The 19,803-nt window shown below is 71.6% G+C and carries 19 protein-coding genes; 7 read left to right on the top strand and 12 right to left on the bottom strand.

From position 1 onward, the window contains the following. The first annotated feature begins 62 nt into the window (after positions 1–62). Positions 63–578 (top strand): VOC family protein, encoded by a 516-nt coding sequence (locus tag CLV43_RS00580; protein ID WP_106184975.1) that lies wholly within the window; start codon positions 63–65, stop codon positions 576–578. Here CLV43_RS00580 and CLV43_RS00575 read toward each other — a convergent pair. Together CLV43_RS00575 and CLV43_RS00570 are read right to left on the bottom strand one after the other, a co-directional pair. Continuing rightward, on the bottom strand, positions 575–1,657 hold the full coding sequence (locus CLV43_RS00575) for a YncE family protein (protein WP_106184974.1): 1,083 nt from the start codon (positions 1,655–1,657) through the stop codon (positions 575–577). The genes CLV43_RS00580 and CLV43_RS00575 overlap by 4 nt on opposite strands. Before the next feature lie 242 nt (positions 1,658–1,899). After that, entirely contained in the window at positions 1,900–3,855 is a 1,956-nt protein-coding gene (locus tag CLV43_RS00570) for a DUF2339 domain-containing protein (RefSeq protein WP_106184973.1), read from the bottom strand. Positions 3,856–3,960: 105 nt separating this feature from the next. On the opposite strand from CLV43_RS00570, the gene CLV43_RS00565 reads away from it, so the two are divergent. Both CLV43_RS00565 and ptsP read left to right on the top strand, forming a co-directional pair. Then, positions 3,961–4,836 (top strand): ribokinase, encoded by an 876-nt coding sequence (locus tag CLV43_RS00565; RefSeq protein ID WP_106184972.1) that lies wholly within the window; start codon positions 3,961–3,963, stop codon positions 4,834–4,836. A gap of 108 nt (positions 4,837–4,944) precedes the next feature. Then, entirely contained in the window at positions 4,945–6,576 is a 1,632-nt protein-coding gene (ptsP, locus tag CLV43_RS00560; protein WP_106184971.1) for a phosphoenolpyruvate--protein phosphotransferase, read from the top strand. A 48-nt stretch (positions 6,577–6,624) separates the two neighbouring features. Here the strand turns inward: ptsP and CLV43_RS00555 are convergent, their stop codons facing one another. Further along, positions 6,625–7,470, bottom strand: a complete 846-nt coding sequence (locus tag CLV43_RS00555) for an NmrA family NAD(P)-binding protein (protein WP_106184970.1) — start codon at positions 7,468–7,470, stop codon at positions 6,625–6,627. Positions 7,471–7,601: 131 nt separating this feature from the next. Here CLV43_RS00555 and CLV43_RS00550 point away from each other — a divergent pair, with 131 nt between their 5' ends. Beyond that, entirely contained in the window at positions 7,602–7,958 is a 357-nt protein-coding gene (locus CLV43_RS00550) for a winged helix-turn-helix transcriptional regulator (protein WP_106184969.1), read from the top strand. Here CLV43_RS00550 and CLV43_RS00545 read toward each other — a convergent pair. Continuing rightward, positions 7,955–8,818 carry a LysR family transcriptional regulator gene (locus tag CLV43_RS00545; protein ID WP_106184968.1) on the bottom strand — a complete coding sequence of 288 codons (864 nt, stop codon included), beginning with the start codon at positions 8,816–8,818 and terminating at the stop codon, positions 7,955–7,957. The two genes, CLV43_RS00550 and CLV43_RS00545, sit on opposite strands and share 4 nt — an antisense overlap. A gap of 16 nt (positions 8,819–8,834) precedes the next feature. Beyond that, positions 8,835–9,815, bottom strand: a complete 981-nt coding sequence (locus tag CLV43_RS00540) for a hypothetical protein (RefSeq protein ID WP_146174598.1) — start codon at positions 9,813–9,815, stop codon at positions 8,835–8,837. A gap of 483 nt (positions 9,816–10,298) precedes the next feature. On the opposite strand from CLV43_RS00540, the gene CLV43_RS00535 reads away from it, so the two are divergent. Next, the gene (locus CLV43_RS00535) at positions 10,299–10,577 is read left to right on the top strand and encodes a hypothetical protein (RefSeq protein WP_106184966.1); all 279 of its coding nucleotides are present in this window, start codon (positions 10,299–10,301) and stop codon (positions 10,575–10,577) included. 43 nt (positions 10,578–10,620) lie between these two features. Here CLV43_RS00535 and CLV43_RS00530 read toward each other — a convergent pair whose 3' ends face one another. Further along, positions 10,621–11,448, bottom strand: coding sequence for a helix-turn-helix domain-containing protein (locus CLV43_RS00530; RefSeq protein ID WP_106184965.1), 828 nt, complete (start codon positions 11,446–11,448; stop codon positions 10,621–10,623). Between the two features lie 102 nt (positions 11,449–11,550). Here CLV43_RS00530 and CLV43_RS00525 point away from each other — a divergent pair, with 102 nt between their 5' ends. Further along, positions 11,551–12,453, top strand: a complete 903-nt coding sequence (locus tag CLV43_RS00525) for an SDR family NAD(P)-dependent oxidoreductase (protein WP_106184964.1) — start codon at positions 11,551–11,553, stop codon at positions 12,451–12,453. Positions 12,454–12,496: 43 nt separating this feature from the next. Here CLV43_RS00525 and CLV43_RS00520 read toward each other — a convergent pair whose 3' ends face one another. The 5 genes from CLV43_RS00520 to macS all read right to left on the bottom strand — a co-directional run bounded on the left by CLV43_RS00520 (position 12,497) and on the right by macS (position 17,336). Next, positions 12,497–13,675, bottom strand: a complete 1,179-nt coding sequence (locus tag CLV43_RS00520) for a glycine C-acetyltransferase (protein WP_106184963.1) — start codon at positions 13,673–13,675, stop codon at positions 12,497–12,499. Beyond that, positions 13,675–14,706: an L-threonine 3-dehydrogenase gene (gene tdh, locus CLV43_RS00515; protein ID WP_106184962.1), complete on the bottom strand. Its 1,032-nt coding sequence runs from the start codon at positions 14,704–14,706 to the stop codon at positions 13,675–13,677. Before tdh ends, CLV43_RS00520 begins: the two co-directional genes overlap by 1 nt. A 208-nt stretch (positions 14,707–14,914) precedes the next feature. Beyond that, entirely contained in the window at positions 14,915–15,526 is a 612-nt protein-coding gene (locus CLV43_RS00510) for a DUF1707 SHOCT-like domain-containing protein (RefSeq protein ID WP_106184961.1), read from the bottom strand. A gap of 2 nt (positions 15,527–15,528) precedes the next feature. Next, positions 15,529–16,182, bottom strand: coding sequence for a response regulator (locus CLV43_RS00505; RefSeq protein ID WP_106184960.1), 654 nt, complete (start codon positions 16,180–16,182; stop codon positions 15,529–15,531). After that, positions 16,179–17,336 carry a MacS family sensor histidine kinase gene (gene macS / locus CLV43_RS00500; RefSeq protein WP_106185882.1) on the bottom strand — a complete coding sequence of 386 codons (1,158 nt, stop codon included), beginning with the start codon at positions 17,334–17,336 and terminating at the stop codon, positions 16,179–16,181. The genes CLV43_RS00505 and macS overlap by 4 nt, the downstream gene beginning before the upstream one ends. Before the next feature lie 162 nt (positions 17,337–17,498). Here macS and CLV43_RS00495 point away from each other — a divergent pair, with 162 nt between their 5' ends. Then, complete coding sequence (locus CLV43_RS00495; protein ID WP_106185881.1) at positions 17,499–18,695, top strand: diguanylate cyclase; 1,197 nt, start codon at positions 17,499–17,501, stop codon at positions 18,693–18,695. 3 nt (positions 18,696–18,698) lie between these two features. Here the strand turns inward: CLV43_RS00495 and CLV43_RS00490 are convergent, their stop codons facing one another. Continuing rightward, positions 18,699–19,784 (bottom strand): IS630 family transposase, encoded by a 1,086-nt coding sequence (locus CLV43_RS00490; protein ID WP_106184959.1) that lies wholly within the window; start codon positions 19,782–19,784, stop codon positions 18,699–18,701. Positions 19,785–19,803 lie beyond the last annotated feature (19 nt).

Below are 19,803 nucleotides of genomic sequence, written 5' to 3'. Positions count from 1 at the left end.
GAATCCTCAACCATCACGACGTATCGTGATGGTTGAGGATTCAACTATTGGGGAGCCCCGCCATGCCGATCCAGCGCCTGAACCACGCCGTGCTGTACGTCCGGGACGTCGCGAAGGCGGTGGCCTTCTACGGGGACGTGCTCGGCTTCAAGACGATCACCGAGATGCCCGGCCGGGCCGCGTTCCTCCAGGCCGCGGGCTCGACGAACGACCACGACCTCGGCCTGTTCGCCATGGGTGAGCACGCGACGCCCTCCCCCGCGGGCCGCACCGCGGTCGGCCTCTACCACCTGGCGTGGGAGGTCGACACGCTCGCCGAGCTCGCCGCCATCCGCGCCAGGCTGGTCGAGCACGGCGCCCTCGTCGGCGAGTCCGACCACGGCACCACCAAGGCGCTCTACGCCCACGACGTCGACGGCATCGAGTTCGAGGTCTGCTGGCTGGTGCCCGCCGACCGGATCACCGACGACCTGCGCGCGGTCAACGGCTCCAGGCCACTGGACCTGGCCGCCGAGGCCGAGCTCTACGGCGCCGACCTGCGCGGCGGCGTCGGGGTGTCGGTACCCGCGCTCGGCTAGTGGCTCGGGTCCGGGGCGAACGCGACCATGGTCGCCTCGAACCCGGTGGGCTTGCCGGTGATCCCCGGCAGGTCCAGCTCGTCCAGGTCGAACCTCGCCAGCTCGGTGTCGTCGGACCCGTCCAGCACCGTCGTCGTGGACCCGGTGGCCAGGAAGATCCGCCGGTCACCGGGCGCGTTCGACAGCCCCCGCGCGTCGTAGGGCAGTGTCCGCAGCAGGGTCCGGGTCGTCGTGTCCACGACCGCGACCGCCCGCTGCCGGGTGAGCGCCACGTACACCCGCGACCCGTCCGGGGTGACCGCGACACCGCCCGCGCCCGTGCCGACCGGGACCTCCGCGAGCCGGGTGCGGCGCTTGGTGTCCACGACCACGAGTCCGGCGCTCGCCTTCCGCGCGCCGAGGTGCAGCACGCTGGCGTAGAGCGTGGACCCGTCCGGGCTGACCGCGACGTGCTGCGGCATCCCGCCGATCTCCACGGTTGCCTGCGGGGTCAGGGTCAGCGCGTCCACGAGCGCGACCGTGCCGTCCTGGGCGCCCGCGACGTAGAGCATCCGCCCGTCCGGGCTGAGGGTGACGCCCTGGACCTGGCCGCCGAGCGGGACCACGGCGGCGAGCGTGAACGTCCTCGGGTCGACCACGACGACCGAGCCGCCGCGGCTGGAGTTGCCGGTGACGTAGAGCCGCTGCCCGTCCGGGTGCATCACGGCCTGGGCGAGCTGCGTGCCGGTCTCCAGCCTGCCGACGACGGCGCCCGTCGCGGGGTCGATCGCCGTGATGACGCCGGTCCAGCCGTTGACGACGTAGACGTGCCCGCCGTCCGGGGCCACCGCGACACCGGTGGTGCGGCCGCCGGTCCTGGCCGTCGCCAGGACCTTGCCCCGCACCGTGTCCACGACCTGCACCTGACCGGAGCGGCCGACGACGTACGCCTGGGGCGAGGGGCCGCTGGCCGCCGGGTCGACGGCGGGTGGCGGGCCGTCGGCCAGCGCCGCCGGGGCCGCGGACAGCGCGAACAGCGCGGCGAAGGAGAAGAAGGCCGTACCGAGTCGGCGGGGTCCGACCGTGCTCTGCGCCCACATGGCGCGAATGGGACCACCTGCGGCTCGGGGCTATCCACTCCCGTCCGTCGACCGGGTGATTTCACAACCCGGTCGAGTGAAGGCGTTCACCACTGGCAGCGGTGTGCCCGGCGTCGATCGCTCGGGGGGCGAAACGACCGACGCCGGACCCCTCCCGGTGCGTTGCACCGGTTGGTCGAACCCCGACTGCACGAGACATACCACCAGACGTCCCGGAAGAGGGGCATTTCGACGTCCAGCCGCTACGAATCAGCCGAATTCCTGCGGATCGCCACCAGTTTGGCGTAGCGGGTGCCCGCTGTCAGCAGGACCAGGCCCGCACCGATGAACGCGGCCACCCTGGCGATCCCGTCGAGCGCCGAGAGGTCGAACAGCACCAGCTTCGCGACGGCGGCACCGACCAGCACCAGACCGGCGATCCGCAGCGGCAGCACGTCGATCCCCCGGACGAGCAGGACCAGCGCGGCCACCGTCCACGACACGGTGACGACCGTGTGCCCGAAGAGGAAGCCGGTCGGCGTCTGCGACACCAGCAGGGCGGCGCAGAGCACGAACGCGGCCGCCGCGTAGAGCAGCACCAGACCGGCGACCACCAGCGCGACCGGGCTCTTGCCCGGTTCGGCGAGCACCCCGCGGCGGGTGGCCACCCACGGCAGGGCGACCGCGACCAGCGCCAGGACCAGCGCGGTCAGCATCGCGCCGACCAGCGTGCCCGCGGTGCGGATCTCCAGGCTCGGCGCGTACGCGAGCAGCCGCGGCGGGATGGCCTCCACGGCCAGCAGCAGACCGAGACCGGCGAACACCGCGCCACCCAGCAGCGGCCCGCGCGAGGCGATCCGGTCGGCCAGGAACAGCAGCAGCAACGCCTCGGCGAGCACGGTCGCGGCCCGCGCGCTGCCGTCCAGGGCGATGGCCGTGGTCTGGAACAGCGCGAACACGCCCACCACACCCGCGGCCAGCACGAATCGCCTGGGCAGCGACGGGCGGCCCACGGCCCACAGCGCGATCATCAGCACCGCGATGGCACCGGTCATCGCGGTCGCCCACGTGCGGTCGAGCAGCCCGGTCGCGAGCAGCGCGGGCACCGGCGACGCGGCGACCATGATCACCGACACGACGTCGTCGGGGCGCCGCCGCACCGAGATCAGCGCACCCAGCACGCCGACCACCGCGGTCAGCAGGATGATCGCCGCCGTCGGGGCCTGGTTCTCCGCCTCGACCGCGAACCCGATCGCCAGCAGGGAGCCGAGCACCGCGGGGGCACCGGCGGCGATGGCCAGCCACGGCCAGTTCCGGCGCCACTGCACCGGGCTCGCGGCGGTCTTGAGCACGAGCAGGAAGCCGACCAGCAGCGGCGTGAAGCCACCGGTCAGGATCGGCGCGAGGACCGCGCAGGCGAGCACGACACCGATGGCGAACGTCGGCGAGTCCCAGCGCATGGCCAGCAGCAGACCGCCGAGCGCGACCGCGAGGCCGACGCCGAGACCGGCCCACTCCGGCAGGTAGTCGTAGATCTTGGTGGCCGCGACCACGTCGAGGTAGAGCGCGGCGACACCGGTCGCGGCCAGCGCGAACGCACCGGTCCGCGAGGTCTCGCTGCGGTGCAGGCGCAGCCCGATCCCGACGAGGACGAGCGCCAGCACGGCGCCGCCGACCACGCGGGGCAGCGGGCCGAGGTAGTCGCGCTGCACGGCCAGGACCAGCAGCAGCACGACGCCGAGCAGCGTGACCACACCGCCGACCCAGGCCAGCAGCTTGCTGCCGGCGCCGTCCTCGCCGAGCCGGTCGAGCAGCGTGCGGCGCGGCACCGGCGGCTGCACCGGCCCGACCGGCCAGTGCTGCTGGGGCGGCGGCGCGATCGGCGGGCGCCAGGGTGTGGGGACATGAGCGGGCATCGGCTGCGGCGCGACCGGACCGAAGGCCGGCGCCTGCACCGGCTGGACCGGGGCCTGGGCCTGGACCGGCTGGACCGGTTGCACCGGCACGGGCTGCTGGACCTGCGGCGCGGCGGGCTGCTGCACCGGCACGACCGGCTGGGGCGGCGTCGTCGGGGCGGGCGCGGGGTCGGCCACGGCGGTCGCGGCCGGTCGCACCGGTGCGACCTGGAGCCTGCGCAGCTCCATGCCGACGTCACCCAGCTTGCGGCCGAGTTCGCCCAGCTCGTCGGCGAGCCTCAACAGCGGGTCTGCTCCAGTCATGCGACCAGGGTGCGGCCTGTGCGTCCCAATTGGATCCGTACGTCTACTCAACACGCGTGACGATGTGGTCACCGAGGTCTTCGCACGCCTGGCATCCTCGGGTGGATGAGCTCCGTACTGGTACTCGGGTCGGCCAACGCGGACCTCGTCGTCGAGGTCTCCCGGCGTCCGGGGGGCGGTGAGACCGTGCTCGGCGGCGACACCGCGGTGCTGCCCGGCGGCAAGGGCGCGAACACCGCGGTCGCCGCGGCGCGGGTCGGCGCGTCGGTCGACCTGCTCGGCGCGGTCGGCTCCGACCAGCACGGCGCGCTGCTGCGGGACTCGCTCACCTCCTCCGGCGTCGGCACGGCGTTCGTGCGCACGTCCGACCGCCCGACCGGGATCGCCTACATCACCGTCACGCCGGACGGCGAGAACGCGATCGTGGTGGCACCCGGCGCGAACGGAGACGTGGCGCCGTCCGATGTGGACGCGGTGCCCCCGGCCGGGTTCGCGGTGCTGGTGTGCTCGCTGGAGGTGCCCGTGCCGACCGTCGAGCACGCCGTGGCCTGGGCCGCGCGGCACGGGATCCGCCCGGTGCTCAACCTCTCCCCGGTGGCCGAGCTGTCGGCGGGGACCCTGGCGCTGCTGGACCCGCTGATCGTGAACGAGCACGAGGCCGCCCAGCTCGCGCCGACGTTCGAGGCGCTGCTCGACCTCGGTCCGCGTTCGGCGGTGGTGACCCTGGGCGCGCGCGGGGCCGCGGTCGTCACGCCGGACGGCCTGACCGAGGTGCCCGCGCCCGCGGTGACCCCCGTCGACACCACCGGCGCCGGTGACGCCTTCGCGGGAGCGCTCGCCGCCCGGCTCGCCGGGGGCGACGACCTCGTGGCGGCCGCCGGGTACGCGGCCCGCGTCGCGGCCACGTCGGTCACGAAGGCGGGCGCCCAGCCGTCCTACCCGCTCGCGGCGGACGTGCTGCCCGCCGAGGTCGATCGTTAACAGCAGGTGTCTGGTGCCGGGCGGCCCCGCCGTGTTGGCTGTCGGACACCTGGTGTCCACGTCACACTGTGCGGAATCGCTACCCACCCGAAGGGTATGGTCTAGACCATGTCGAGCGCGCGCCTGAGCGGTGTCGGTGTCAGTTCCGGTCGGGCTTCCGGCCCCGTTGTCCGAGTCGCCGAACCACTGGGCGAGCCCCCGGCCACACCGGCGCCCGCGGACGCGGCGGCCGAGGCCGCGCGCATCCGCCCCGCCGCGGACGTGGTGGCGCAGCGGCTGACCGCGCGCGCCGCGACGGTCGAGGGCGACGCGAAGGCGGTGCTCGAGACGACCGCGGCCATGGCGGCGGACCCGTCCCTGCTGGCGCAGGCCGAGAAGCTCGTCACCGACGAGGGCCTGCCCGCCGCGCGAGCGGTTCACCAGGCCGCGGGCGGCTTCATCACCATGCTCCAGAACGCGGGCGGCTACATGGCCGAACGCGCCCGCGACGTGCAGGACGTCCGCGACCGGCTGGTCGCCGAGCTGCTCGGCCTCGCCGCCCCCGGCGTCCCCGACCTCGCCTCGCCCAGCGTGCTCGTCGCCCGCGACCTCGCCCCCGCCGACACCGCGGGCCTCGACCCGAGCAAGGTGCTCGCGCTGGTCACCGAGGAGGGCGGGCCCACCTCGCACACCGCGATCCTGGCCCGCTCGCTCGGCATCCCCGCCGTCGTCGCGTGCCGCGGGATCCTCGCCCTCGACCCGTCCTCGCTCGCCGTCGACGGCGACACCGGCGTCGTGCGGGAGTCCGACGGCGTCGTGCGCGCCGCGGGCAACACCGGCAAGTCCACCTGGAACGGCGTCGGCATCCTGCGCGACGGCCACCGGGTGAAGGTGCTCGGCAACGTCGGCTCCCCCGCCGACGCGGCGGCCGCTGCCGCCGCCGGTGCCGAGGGCGTCGGCCTGTTCCGCACCGAGTTCTGCTTCCTGTCCGCGACCGAGGAGCCGACGGTCGAGGAGCAGCGCAAGGCCTACGCGGCCGTGCTCGCCCCGTTCGCGGGCAAGCCCGTCGTCGTGCGGACCCTCGACGCGGGCGCCGACAAGCCGCTGGCGTTCCTCGACCCGGAGCCCGAGCCGAACCCGGCGCTGGGCGTGCGCGGGGTTCGGGTCGCGTTCGACCAGCCGGAGATCATCGACCGCCAGCTGGAGGCCATCGCCCTCGCGGCCAAGGACACCGGCGCCGACGTGTCGGTCATGGCCCCCATGGTCGCCACCGCCGCCGAGGCCGCGTGGTTCGTGAAGCGCGCCCGTGCCGCGGGCATCGCCCGCGCGGGCGTGATGATCGAGATCCCGGCCGCCGCGCTGACCGCCCGCGAGATCGCCGCCGTCGTCGACTTCGTGTCGCTCGGCACCAACGACCTGGCCCAGTACCTGTTCGCGGCCGACCGGCAGCTCGGCGCCGTGGCCGCGCTCAACGACCCGTGGCAGCCCGCCCTGCTCCGGCTGATCAAGCTCGTCGGCGAGGTCGGTGTCGCCACCGGCACCCCGGTGGGCGTCTGCGGCGAGGCGGCGGCGGACCCGCTGCTCGCGTGCGTGCTCACCGGCATGGGCGTGACCAGCCTGTCGATGAACCACACCGCGCTGGCCACCGTCGGCGCCAGGCTCGCCTCCACCAGCCTCGACGTCTGCCAGCTCGCCGCCCGCGGCGCCGTGGGCGCGCACGACCCGGCGTCGGCGAAGATCGCGGCCCGCGCCCCGCACTAGGTGTTCACCGAAGGGGGCCGTCCGGACCGGGCGGCCCCCTTCGGCGCGTCAGGCGAGTGCCGCGCGGATCGCGTCGGCGAGCGGCGTCACCGGGCGGCCCAGCAGCTCCTCCAGGTCCTTCGGGCCGGTGTCGGCCTCACCGGCGGCCACGCCCCGGTGCGCGTCGGCCATCACTGCGGCGTGCGCCTCGGGCAGGCCGCCTGCCACCAGGAACTCGACGAACCGGTCCTGCGGCAGGTCGGTGTAGACGACCTCGCGCCCGGACTGCCGGGACACCTCGGCGGCCAGCTCCGCCAGCGTCACGGACTCGCCTCCCAGCTCGTAGGCCCGCTGGTCGTGCCGGTCGGCGAGGATCGCCGCGGCCGCCGCCTCGGCCAGGTCGGGCCTGGTGGCGATGCTGACCCTGCCGCCACCCGCCGCGCCGAACAGGCCGCGTTCGACGGCGCCCCTGACGTCGAAGACCTCCAGGTAGGAGCTGTTGCGCAGGAAGACCGACGGGATGCCGGAGTCGGTCAGCGCGCGCTCGGTGAACAGGTGCTCGCGCGCCAGGACCATCGTGGAGGTGTCGGCGTGCGGGATGGACGTGTAGGCGACCTGCCCGATGCCTGCGTCCTTGGCCGCCACGACGACGTTGGTGTGCTGCTGGACCCGCTTGCCGATCTCGCTGCCCGAGACGAAGAGCAGCTTGTCCGCACCCTCGAACGCCGCCCGCAGCGCGTCCGGGTCCTCGTACCCCGCCTGCCTCACGACGACGCCGCGGTCCGCGAGGTCCTGGATCCTCCCGACGCTCCGGCCGACCCCGACGATCCGGTCGGCGGCGACCCCGCGGGCCAGCAGGCTCTCGACGGCGAGACGGCCGAACGGTCCGGTGGCGCCGGTGACGACGATGGTCATTGGTAGCTCCTCACGTGCGTGACAGGCGGTCGTCCGACCGCCACCTCGGACAACCACGCAGGTCAGAACTAAGTTCCCAATGGAGAGTGAGCACCTTGAAGTGCAGTACGCACCTGAGGGATAGTGTCCTGGTGGAGACGAGCGTGTACGCCGACAAGGGGTGTCCGAGTCGCAAGGTGCTGGACCGCATCGGCGACACCTGGAGCGTGATGGTCGTGGGCTCGCTGGCCGACGGCCCGATGCGCTACACGGAGCTGGCGCGGCGCATCAGCGGCGTGAGCCCCAAGATGCTCACCCAGACCCTGCGGACCCTGGAACGGGACGGACTGCTCACCCGCACTGTCCACGCGGTCGTGCCGCCGCGGGTCGACTACGAGCTGACCGGGCTCGGCCGCAGCCTGCTCACCCTGGTCGACGGCCTGCGGCTGTGGGCGGAGACCCACATCGACGAGGTGACCGAGGCCCAGGCCGCCTACGACGCCCGCTAGACCCGCGCGAGCGCGTCGACCACGGCCTTGACCAGCGGGTGCTCCTCGCTGCCCTGCCGGATCGCGGCGCAGACCCGGCGCAACGGCGGCGTGCCCCGCACCGGCACGACGATCGCCCCCGGCACGTCCGCGAGCGCGTTGCGCGGCACCAGCGCCACCCCGGCGCCCGCCGCGACCAGCGCCACCACGGCCCGGAAGTCGTCCGAGGTGTGCACGATCCGCGCGTGCGGCACGGCCAGCGTCACGACGTCGCGGCACGGGTTGCCGGGCAGCGGCGCCACCCAGTCGTCGTCGGACAGGTCGCGCACGTCGATCGTCGTCCGCTCAGCGAGACGGTGGTCCGCCGGCACGACGACGTCGAACGGCTCGGCGTACAGCGGGAACCGCGTCACCCGCAGGTCACCCGGCCGGTCCTCCTCGGTGATCGCGAGGTCGATCTCCCCGTCCAGCAGCAACGGCAGGCTGGCGTGCCCCTCCACGTCCCGCACCACCACCTTCAGCCCCGGCGCGGTCCGGCGCAGCTCCGCGATCGCGGGCGCGACCACCTGGCTGATCGCCGACGCGAACCCGGCCACCTTGATCTGCCCGGCCGTCCCCTCGGCGAACGCCGCCAACGTCGCCTGCGCCCGCTCCAGCTCCGCCGCCACCGCGTTCGCGTGCCCCACCAGCAGCTCACCGGCCGCCGTCAACGACACCCGCCGCCCCCGCCGCCGCAACAGCTCCTGCCCCGTCTCCGCCTCCAACGCCGTGAGCTGCTGCGACACCGCCGACGGCGTCAGGTGCAACGCCTTCCCTGCCGCCGTCACCGTGCCGTGGTCGGCCAACGCGCGCAGCACCGGCAACCGCCGAGGATCGATCACGCGCCCAACATAGGCGCTAGGTGAGCTGGAGGTGCATTTCAGTCGTTTCGTCGTCACCCAGCGCGCGGAGCCTCCTCTGAGCCCACTCGCGCTCTTCCGTTGCGGAGTTAAGTTGTCTTTCTAGGAGGGCGTTCACAGTCCGGAGCTTCGCGCACTGTTCGAGAAGGGCATTGCGTTCCAGTAGCAACTCCGAACTCTGTCTCCCGACCTCATCGCCAACTCGTCGCATTCGATGTTCGAAGGCCCTCTGCGCATGCTCCTCCCGAATCTTGAACTGCTCGTATAGCAAGCTCAATTCCCGCTGTGCAGCCTCCAGGTCCCGCTTGGCTTTGGCGAGACCTGTGTCCAGCCGGAGCTGCTCCCTGGCAAGGCCCATAATTAATTCGTAGGTCACTGGAAGATGTGCTTTGAGGAGGTCGACCTCTTGGGTGTTGGTCAACATGGCCTCTTGGAAATCCCAGAATTGAAGTGCCCATTTATGGCCGCCAATCATCAACGAGGTAACGACTTCGACTCCGTCAACGTCCCACTCCGGCCGTGTGACCGCTTTCACGTCATCGAGTTCGGACTCGCCGATGTTCGCCGCTCGGCGAAAGAGGTACGCGGCTTGCGGGATGAGGTCTTCCTTCTGGTTGGCCACCAGGAGGTCTCGGATCTTGGCCCAGTCCAAAGGCCTCGCTTCGATCCCCGTGCCGACGAACTTCCCGCATTCGGACTGGAGCTTGTTGACGTTCTTGCCGTAGGCCCAGTGTCCGGCCTCCATCTCCCAGCGGTCCTTCACCGCCCTGTAGGCCGTGGTCATGGTGCCGCGGTGGTCGACCAGTGTCGTAGCCAGGAAAAGACTCAACTTGCGGCGGGCCAGCCCTTGCTCGTCGAGATGCAGCGCCTGCTTCGTGATGGACTCGGTGGAGGTGAGCTTGTACACCAGCGCGTTGGTCGCAGGCTTCTGCGATGAGGCCCGTGGCTTCCTAGGGTTGTGGTCGTCGTCACGTGACATGTTCGCTCCTAGTATCCGTCCGACGCGATGGGAGAATAAAAGCGCTTCTCCCGCACGCTCTTCCCGTCTCGCCGCGCGTGGTTAAGCCTTGGAAGAACTCGAGCGACGTCTTCGACGATGCCCCCGAATCAATGACGACCTGGTGGGACTTGGGCTTCGGCGGGTCGGCTTCTCCCTCGTTGCCCACACCATAGTTGACCACAGGAGCGTTGGGCGCCTCGGGTGGCTGGGAGAGGAATGTTCGGGTTATCGGCAATCTCGGTGGTTGTATGACCTTGTTTTGCCTTTCGGGTGACTGGAGTGTTCTCGATGGAGTGATCCCTGCCGATTACGTATCTGGCAATCGAGATGCTTCGATTGTGCTCAGCGAGCCGTCCACATCTTGGCTTTCCGGATGGACTTGACGGCCTGGCCGTGCATTGGCCTGCCGGTTCGGCGGTTTCGCTGAACATCGGAAAAGCAGTATGGGCAAGGAGTTGCGCCGTGCACACGGAGGGTGAAAGTGGCAGCAAGACTGAGGGGGTCGCCGACCGTGCCCAATCGGATGACGTTCAGAAGTGGGCGGATGACGATCGCGGTTGGGTCCGCTTCTTCGTCATGATCTTCGGCGACCGGGCGATGTTCCGGCGCTTCATGGTGGCGTTGCTGCTCGTCCTGGTCTTCGCACTTTGCGCGGGTTGGCTCTGGGGCGCGGCTTCGGCGAGTGCGGCTGCGGTGGGTGCCGCGGTCTTGCGATGGGTGGGCAAGCGCCTGGGCGGTTGATCCTTGTCTGGTGGGGTGGTGTTTTCACCGCCCCACCAGACGATCACGCGCCCATAGTGCCCTTGGCCAGCGTGCCGAGCAGGTGCAGGCGTTCCTCGGACGCCGAACCGGGGGCGGCGTGGTAGGTGATGAGGACCTGGTCGGCCTCGGGGAGGACGAGCTTCTCGTAGTGCAGGTCGAGGGGGCCCACCTGCGGGTGGAGGAGGTGGGTGGGGCCGCTGGACTTCTGGCGGACGTCGTGGCGGGCCCAGAGGGTGCGGAAGCGGTCGCTGTGCAGGCTGAGCTGGCCGATGAGGGTGACCAGGCGGGGGTCGTCGGTGGCGGTGCCGACCACCGAGCGCAGGTAGGGGACGACCTTGGCGGTCATCTCGTCCCAGTCGCGGTAGAAGGTCCGCATCGCGGGTTCGAGGAAGGCCGCGCGCAGGGTGTTCACGCCGGGCGCGAAGAACGGGGACAGGGCGATGGCCAGTGGGTTCGCCGCGAGCACGGTCATGGTCCTGCCCTGCACGTACGCCGGGGTGGTGGTCCAGTTGTCGATCAGGGTCCGCACGCCCGCGCCGACCTTCTCCGGTTTCGGCGGCCTCCGCCTGGGCGGCACTGGGTGGGCCAGGTCGTGCAGGTAGGCCGACGCCTCGGCGTCCAGCCGCAACGCGCTCGCGATGCTGTCCAGCACCTGGTCGGACGGGTGCTGGTCGCGGCCCTGCTCCAGCCGCAGGTAGTACTCGGCGCTGATGCCCGCCAGCAGCGCGACCTCCTCGCGCCGCAGCCCCGGCACCCGCCGCCGCTCCCCCGCGGGCAGCCCGACGTCACCGGGGCGGACCAGCTCGCGCCGCGCCCGCAGGTAGTCGCCGAGTGTGCTGCTCAGGGCCATGGGATCGACAGTAACCCGGTCCCGCCGGCTGATCCTGTCCCTGCCGGCACCAGGGTCGACGGGGACCTGGCCACGCCGTCCGGCCCGGCGCACGCTGGTGCCATGACCACTTCCTTCGGCTTCTCCTCCACCACCGACGACGTGCTGGCGGGCGTCGACCTGACCGGGCGGCGGGCGGTGGTGACCGGCGCGTCGTCCGGCATCGGCTTCGAGACCGCGCGGGCGCTGGCGGCGGCCGGTGCCGAGGTCGTCCTCGCGGTCCGGCGCGACGGGCCCGCGACCGCGGCGCTGATCACCGAGCGCACCGGCAACCCGCTCGTCACGGCCCGACCGCTCGACCTCGCCGTGCCGTCGTCGGTGGCCGCGTTCGTCCGCGACTGGACCGGGCCGTTGCACGTGCTCGTCAACAACGCCGGGATCATGGCCCTCCAAGAGCTCCAGCTGACCGCGGAGGGCCACGAGCTGCAGTTCGCCACGAACTTCCTCGGCCACTTCGCCCTGACCACGGGCCTGCGCACCGCCCTCGCGGAGGCCGGGGGCGCCAGGGTCGTCTCGCTCAGCTCGAACGCGCACCACTACTCCGACGTGGTCCACGACGACCTCGCCTTCGCGCACCGCGCCTACGACCCGTGGCTCGCCTACGGCCAGTCGAAGACCGCCGACGTGCTGCTCGCGGTGGGCGCGACCGCGCACTGGGCCGACGACGGCGTCCTGGCCAACGCGGTGAACCCCGGCGCCATCCCGACCGGCCTGCAGAAGCACATCGGCGGCATGCGGACGCCCGTGGAGAAGCGCAAGACCGTCGCCCAGGGCGCGGCGACGTCCGTGCTGCTGGCGGCGTCGCCGCTGGTGGAGGGCGTCGGTGGGCGCTACTTCGAGGACTGCGCCGAGTCCGCCGTGCTCACCGGGCCGCCGGAGGTGTTCGGCGGCGGCGTGGCGGCGTGGGCGGTCGACCCGGCCAACGCCGAACGGCTCTGGACCACGGCGACCCGGCTCGTGGGCTGACCCGCCGACGCCGCGCGACCGGCGCGGCGTCGACGGGCGCGACCTACATCCGGGAACGGGCCGTGACGAACGCGTCCACGGCCCGGTTCACGTCGGCGGTCGAGTGGGCCGCGGACATCTGGGTGCGGATGCGGGCCTTGCCGTGCGGCACGACCGGGTAGGAGAAGCCGATGACGTAGACGCCCTGCTCCAGCAGGAGGTCGGCCATCCGGCTCGCCTTCGCCGCGTCGCCGATCATGACCGGGATGATCGCGTGCTCACCGGGCAGCAGGTCGAAGCCCTCGTCGGCCATCCGGGCCCGGAACAGCGCCGAGTTCTCGCGCAGCCTGGCGTGCAGGGCGCCGGAGGAGCCGATCAGGTCCAGCGCGGCGATCGACGCGGCGGTGATCGACGGGGCCAGCGAGTTGGAGAACAGGTACGGGCGCGAGCGCTGGCGGAGCATCTCGATGATCTCGCGGCGGCCCGACGTGTACCCGCCGCTGGCCCCGCCCAGCGCCTTGCCCAGCGTGCCGGTGACGACGTCGACCCGGTTCTGGACGCCGAACAGCTCGGGCGTGCCGCCGCCGTTCGGGCCGATGAAGCCGACGGCGTGCGAGTCGTCGACCATGACCAGCGCGTCGTACCGGTCGGCCAGGTCGCAGATCTCGTCGAGCGGCGCGAAGTAGCCGTCCATGGAGAACACGCCGTCGGTCGCGATCAGCCGGTAGCGGGCGTCGGCCGAGTCCTTGAGCTGCCGCTCCAGGTCGTCCATGTCCCGGTTCTTGTACCGGTAGCGGCGCGCCTTGCAGAGCCGGACGCCGTCGATGATCGACGCGTGGTTCAGCTCGTCGGAGATCACCGCGTCCTGGTCGGACAGCAGGGTCTCGAACAGGCCGCCGTTGGCGTCGAAGCAGGAGCTGTAGAGGATCGTGTCCTCGGTGCCGAGGAACTGGGCCAGCCGGGCCTCGAGCTGCTTGTGCGGCTCCTGCGTGCCGCAGATGAACCGGACGGACGCCATGCCGAAGCCCCAGCGGTCCAGCGCGTCCTTCGCCGCGTTCACCAGCACCGGGTGGTCGGCCAGGCCCAGGTAGTTGTTGGCGCAGAAGTTCAGCACCTCGTCGCCGTCGCCGACCCGCACCTCGGCGTTCTGCGGGCTGCCGATCACCCGCTCGGCCTTGTACAGGCCGGCCGCCCTGATGTCCTCGATCCCGGCGAGCAGGTCGTCCTTCATCGCGCCGAACATCAGGCCTCCGTCCAATCGAGCACGACCTTGCCGCACTTGCCTTCACGAGCCGTCGCGAACGCCTGCGCGTGGTCGCGGTAGCCGAACTTGTGGGTGATCACCGGGGTCAGGTCGAGGCCGCGCTGGAGCAGCACGGACATCGAGTACCAGGTCTCGAACATCTCACGACCGTAGATGCCCTTGATGTGCAGCATCTTCAGCACCACGCTGCTCCAGTCGACCGCGAACTCCTCCGCGGGCAGGCCGAGCATCGCGATCCGGCCGCCGTGGGACATGTTCGCGATCATGTCCTGCATCGCGACGGGCTTGCCGGACATCTCCATGCCGACGTCGAAGCCCTCGGACATGCCCAGCTCGACCTGCGCGTCGGCGATCGTGGCCGTGGCGACGTTCAGCGCGAGGTCAACGCCGACCTTGCGGGCGATGTCCAGGCGGTGCTCGCTCACGTCGGTGATCACGACGTTGCGCGCGCCCGCGTGCTTGGCGACGGCCGCGGCCATGATGCCGATCGGGCCCGCGCCGGTGATCAGCACGTCCTCGCCGATGACCGGGAACGACAGCGCGGTGTGCACGGCGTTGCCGAACGGGTCGAAGATCGCGGCCACGTCCAGGTCCACCTTGTCGCGGTGCACCCAGGCGTTCTCCTGGGGCAGCACCGCGTACTGGGCGAACGCGCCGTCGACGTGCACGCCGAGGCCGCGGGTGTTCGCGCACAGGTGCCTGCGGCCCGCCTTGCAGTTGCGGCACGTGCCGCAGACCAGGTGCCCTTCGCCGGACACCAGGTCGCCGACCCGGACCCCGGTCACGGCGATGCCGATCTCGACGACCTCGCCGACGAACTCGTGGCCGAGCACGAGCGGCGCCTTGACGTTGCGCGCGGCCCAGTCGTCCCAGGAGTCGATGTGCAGATCGGTGCCGCAGATGCCGGTGCGGAGCACCCGCACGACGACGTCACCGGGGCCCGCGAGGGGGTCTGGGACGTCCACGAGCTCGAGTCCCGGCCCTGCGGCCACCTTGACCAGTGCCTTCATCCGCGCAGTCTCACCTGTCCCCGCTGTTCAGTCCATCAGGACTTTCTGCAATCGCTTGTTAGCCCTTCTTCACAAGGGCGACGCGCGACGCCGCGGACCGGGGTGTCGAGGACGATCACGTGCGACGGCCACCGCGGACGGCACCGCGCTGCCGACAAGTGGACCCGCGACCCGGCGCGGGCGCCACTCGGAACGTCCGGGAACGGGGTCAGGCCCTGGTCACCCGGAACCCCGGCATGCGCACCAGGTAGGCGCCCATCCGGATCATCCGGACCCGCTTGATGTTCACCGAGCCCGCGCGCACCACACCCGTCAGCACGAAGTGCGGCCTGCCGTCGCCCGCGCCCGACTTGTCCGTGACGCTGCCCGCCGCCATCTGGACGTCGTCGGTGTCCACGGTCGCGCCCTCGGGCAGCAGGATCGACACCGACCCGGCCGTCACGTCCAGCTCGATCGTCACCACCGCGTGCGGGATCTCGGCCTCGCTGAAGTCGAGGTCGGTCGAGCCCATCCTGTTGAGCACCACCAGCTCCCGCGGCACCGACCAGTGGCCCTTGCGGTTGACCGACGACATGGTGCTCTTGATCTCGACCCGGTCCTTGGGCACGAGGGCCTTCGGCGCCTGCTCGTTGTGCGTCATGCCCGGCAGGTCGAGCAGGACCGCGTTCAGCTCGGCCCTGGTCTTCGCGACCAGCGCGGTGTCGGTGCGCGTGGAGAACTCGTCCAGGGTGATCAGACCCTGGCCGATGGCCTTCTGGAGCAGGCCGATCACGTGTTCGCGCTCGGCGTCCGACACCCGGTAGTCCTTGGGATCGGTCATGGTCAAGCCTCCGGTTCGGCGTCGAGGCCGTGTTCGATCGCGTAGCGGGCCAGCTCGACCCGGTTGTGCAGCTGGAGCTTCCGCAACGTGGACTGCACGTGGTTCTCCACAGTCCGGTGCGAGATCACCAGTCTGGTCGCGATCTGCCGCGCTGTCAGGCCCTTCGCCACAAGTCGCAGCACCTCGGTCTCGCGCTCGGTGAGTTGCGGCTTGTCCTCCTCGTCGGGGGTCGCCGCCATCCGCCGGTACTCGCCGAGCACCAGGCCCGCCAGACCGGCGGTGAACACCGCGTCGCCCGCCGCCGTCCGGTTGACCGCGTCCACGAGCTCCTCGGCGGACGCGGACTTCACCAGGTACCCCGACGCGCCCGCCTTCACGGCCTGCAGCACGTCGTCGTGCTCGCCGCTGGCGGACAGCACCAGCACCCGCGTCCCCGGCAGCTCACCGGTGATCATCGCGGTGGCGTCGACCCCGGACAGCTCCCCCAGGTTGAGGTCCATCAGCACCACGTCCGGTCGCACCGCGCGGGCGATCCGCGTCGCCGACGCCGCGTCGCCCGCGGTCGCGACCACCTCGAACCCGCGCTCGGCGAGGTCCCTGGCCACGCCGTCGCGCCACAGCGGGTGGTCGTCGACCACCATCACCGAAACCGTCACCGCACTCCCCCTACTCGGAACACGCGCACTTCCCACTCGGTGCCCTCGCCGGGCCCGGTCTGCAGCTCCAACGTGCCGCCGAGCAGCGCGACCCGTCCCCTGATCGACTTCGCGATCCCCATCCGGCCCTCGGCCTCGGCGTCGTCGATGCGGCCCTCCGGGATGCCGGGGCCGTCGTCGCGGATGCTCACCACGACCTGTTCGCCCAGGTCCTCCAGCAGCACCCACGCCTTGGCGCCCGGACCGGCGTGCTTGTCCACGTTCGACAGCATCTCCCGCACCACGGCGGTCAGCTCCAGCGCGACCACGGCGGGCAGCATCACCTGCGTGGCGGGTGTGGACACCTGCACCTTCTGGGTGGCCAGGATCTGCAGCGCGGGGTTCAGGTCGGACTCGCCGTCCACCGTCGACTCGACCGGCGACGCGGCGACCAGCGACCGCAGCGCCACCTCCTGCTCGCCGGCCAGCTCGGCCAGTTCGGCTGCCTCGCCACCCAGCTCCATGCCGCGCTTGCGCACCCGGGCCAGCACCTGGAGCACGCCGTCGTGGATGGAGCGGGCCAGCCGCTCGCGCTCCGCCGTGGCCGCCTCGGTCCGCAACGCCTGCGCCAGCCGCACGGCCGACCGCCGCGCCGTGGACGACGCCATGCCGACCACGAACCCGGCCCCGGCCAGCAGCACCACGTCCCGCACCAGGTCGACGCTCATCGCCCCGCGGTTGAGGTAGGTGCACAGCCCGATGACCCCGCCGGACGCCGCGCCCGCGTACCGGCCCGCCAGCGCACCCGCGGCCACCGCCGGACCGCACGCCCAGATCGTGGTGAGCAGCGGGACGTTCGCGAGCAGCTGGAGGTCCGTCATGGCCAGCGGCGAGAGCGACATCAGGACGCAGGACACGACCAGGTCGGCGAGCACGACCCACGGCTGCCTGCCCGACTCCCGGCTGTACGCCCTGGTGGTGAAGGCGGTCCACCCCGCCATCACGCCGATCACCGCCCAGGCCAGCCACTGCCGTTCGTAACCGGTGGCGTGCACCGCGACGTTGCCCAGCGCGAAGAGGAAGGTGACTACGCGTAGCGCGACGGTCCCCCGCCACAGGTGCGCGACGGGGTCCTCGAGCACAGATGGCCCCTCGGCGTCGGACTTGATGTGCACGGTGCGCTCCCTTCGCACCCCATCCTGCCGTGTCGGAGTGGCCCAGCTAACCCCCAGGTGGACGACTACTCCGAGCCACCGGGATGTGCAAGGCTGGCGCCGAGCCCTGGCGGCCCGGTGGTGGGCCACCACATCGGCACTCCCACGGCGGGGAGGGAAGCGGTGCGCGACTGGCCCCTGTGGACGTTGCGCTGGCCCGCACTCGTCTACTGGCTCGTGGTCGACCTGGCCGCACTGGGCGTCGTCGTCTTCGTCATCGCGGCCACCCCGACCCCGGAACCCGCCGACGTCGGCCGGTTCGCCGCCATCGCGGGCACCGCGGGCGCGGTCATCATCGGCAGCTCCATCTACAGCCACCACCTCGGCGAGACCGAGCGCAACCCGTGGGCCGCGCACCTGTGCTACCTCACCGCGGGCATCATCGCGCTTCCGCCGAACCTGCTGGTCCTGCTCCTGTTCGGCCCCGCGCTGCACGGCGTCCTCACCCAGCGCCCGGAGTCGCACCGCTGGCTGTTCACGCTCTCCGCGACCGCGCTGGCCGTGTTCGCCACCCGCTTCGCCTACGGCTGGACCGAGCCGTCGGACAGCATCTACATGATGGTCGCTGGCGCCACCGTGCTGCTGGTGGTGCGCGCGGGCCTCATCGCCGCGGGCCTGCGGCTGCGCAAACCGGGCGCGCCGTTCGAGGAGACCGTCGGCGAGCCGATAGACGCCATCCTCGGCGTCGTCGCCGTCAGCATCGGCGGCCTGATGGGCTGCGTCGCCACCGCCATGGCCATCCACACCCTCGTCGCCGGGCCGCCGATGGCGCTGCTCGAACGCGCGGCGCAGCTGCCGCAGTGGCGCCGGTCCGCGCAGCGCGACGCCAAGACGGGGCTCTCCAACGCCGTCCACTGGGACAGCCGGGCCCGCGCCGAACTGGCGAAGGGCCGGGGCGAGACCAGGGCCATGGCCGTGATGCTGATGGACCTCGACCACTTCAAGCGGGTCAACGACAAGCTCGGCCACCTCGCGGGCGACGCGGCGCTGGCGGCCGTCGCCCTGCTGCTCAGCAGCACCACCCGGCGCGGCGACCTCGTCGGCCGGTTCGGCGGCGAGGAGTTCGTGGTCCTGCTCCCCGAGGCCGAGCCCGCGGTCGCCGAGGCCGTCGCCCAGCGGATGCGGCACGCCGTCGCGGGCCTCACCGTCCCGACCGTGGCCACCGACGGCAACCAGCACACCCTCACCGGGCTCACCGTCAGCATCGGCGTGGCCACCACCGACCGCTTCGGCTACGACCTGCCGGACCTCCTGGTCGCCGCCGACGCCGCCCTGCTCACCGCCAAGGGCTACGGCCGCAACCTGGTGGAGATGGCCTAGTTCCTAGTGTCCTGAGTTCTTAATTCGTGTGCAGTAGCGTGCGATGGAGTCGAGGATCTGGTCGGCGGTCTTGGTCCAGACGTAGGGCCGTGGCTCGTCGTTCCAGGTCTCGATCCAGGCACGGATGTCGCGGTTGAGCGCGCGGACGCTGGTGTGGCTTCCTCGTTGGAGTTTCTTGGTCGTCAGCTCGGAGAACCAGCGTTCGACGAGGTTGAGCCAGGAACTCGAGGTCGGAGTGAAGTGCACGGTGAAGCGCGGGTGGGCAGCCAGCCAGCGTTTGATCATCGGGGTCTTGTGGGTCGCGACGTTGTCCATCACCAGATGCACCGCCAGATCCGCGGGCACCTCCTTGTCGATGGCGATCAGGAACTTCCTGAACTCGATCGCGCGGTGCCACGCGTGCAGCCGGCCGATGACCTTGCCGGTGGCGATGTCCAGGGCCGCATACAGACTCGACGTGCCGTGCCGGGTGTAGTCGTGCGTGGCACGCTGCGGAGTGCCCGGCAGCATCGGAAGGATCGGGGCGGTGCGGTTGAGTGCCTGGATCTGGGACTTCTCGTCCACGCACAGCACCACCGCCCGCTCCGGTGGTGCGAGGTAGAGTCCTACGACGTCCTTGACCTTGTCCACGAACAACGGGTCCTTGGACAACTTCCACGCCTCGCGGCGATGCGGCTGCAGACCGAACGCGTTCCAGATCCGCGTCACCGCGGTCTGGGTCAACCCCGACTCCGCGGCCATCGACCGGGTCGACCAGTGCGTGGCGTTCACGGGTGCCGACTCCAGCGTCGCGGTGATCACCGCCTCGACCTGCTCGTCAGTGATCGTGCGCGGACGCCCGGGACGCGCCTCGTCGAGCAGCCCGTCCAGCCGATCGAGCACGAACCGTGAACGCCACTTCGCCACCGTCGCCCGTTGAATCCCCAGCTCCGCGGCGATCTCACTGTTCGAGCCGCCTTCGGCGCACCGCAACACAATCCGAGCCCTCAGGGCCAGCGCCTGCGCAGTCTTGCGACGTCGCGTCCAGCCCCGCAACACGCCCGCCTCGTCGTCGGACAACACCAGCTCGGGCAGCTTCGGATTCGGCATGCCACCGAACCCTACGCCT

It is taken from the genome of Umezawaea tangerina, assembly GCF_003002815.1.
Lineage (GTDB): Bacteria > Actinomycetota > Actinomycetes > Mycobacteriales > Pseudonocardiaceae > Umezawaea > Umezawaea tangerina.
This window is presented reverse-complemented; position numbering and strand designations above follow the sequence as displayed.

Excerpts from the sequence above, each read along its gene's own strand:
- CLV43_RS00540 (WP_146174598.1), bottom strand. The coding sequence starts at position 9,815 with ATGTCACGTGACGACGACCACAACCCTAGGAAGCCACGGGCCTCATCG.
- CLV43_RS00490 (WP_106184959.1), bottom strand. The coding sequence starts at position 19,784 with ATGCCGAATCCGAAGCTGCCCGAGCTGGTGTTGTCCGACGACGAGGCG.
- tdh (WP_106184962.1), bottom strand. The coding sequence starts at position 14,706 with ATGAAGGCACTGGTCAAGGTGGCCGCAGGGCCGGGACTCGAGCTCGTG.
- CLV43_RS00575 (WP_106184974.1), bottom strand. The coding sequence starts at position 1,657 with ATGTGGGCGCAGAGCACGGTCGGACCCCGCCGACTCGGTACGGCCTTC.
- CLV43_RS00580 (WP_106184975.1), top strand. The coding sequence starts at position 63 with ATGCCGATCCAGCGCCTGAACCACGCCGTGCTGTACGTCCGGGACGTC.
- CLV43_RS00555 (WP_106184970.1), bottom strand. The coding sequence starts at position 7,470 with ATGACCATCGTCGTCACCGGCGCCACCGGACCGTTCGGCCGTCTCGCC.
- ptsP (WP_106184971.1), top strand. The coding sequence starts at position 4,945 with ATGTCGAGCGCGCGCCTGAGCGGTGTCGGTGTCAGTTCCGGTCGGGCT.
- CLV43_RS00565 (WP_106184972.1), top strand. The coding sequence starts at position 3,961 with ATGAGCTCCGTACTGGTACTCGGGTCGGCCAACGCGGACCTCGTCGTC.
- CLV43_RS00510 (WP_106184961.1), bottom strand. The coding sequence starts at position 15,526 with ATGACCGATCCCAAGGACTACCGGGTGTCGGACGCCGAGCGCGAACAC.
- CLV43_RS00525 (WP_106184964.1), top strand. The coding sequence starts at position 11,551 with ATGACCACTTCCTTCGGCTTCTCCTCCACCACCGACGACGTGCTGGCG.
- CLV43_RS00520 (WP_106184963.1), bottom strand. The coding sequence starts at position 13,675 with ATGTTCGGCGCGATGAAGGACGACCTGCTCGCCGGGATCGAGGACATC.
- CLV43_RS00570 (WP_106184973.1), bottom strand. The coding sequence starts at position 3,855 with ATGACTGGAGCAGACCCGCTGTTGAGGCTCGCCGACGAGCTGGGCGAA.
- CLV43_RS00530 (WP_106184965.1), bottom strand. The coding sequence starts at position 11,448 with ATGGCCCTGAGCAGCACACTCGGCGACTACCTGCGGGCGCGGCGCGAG.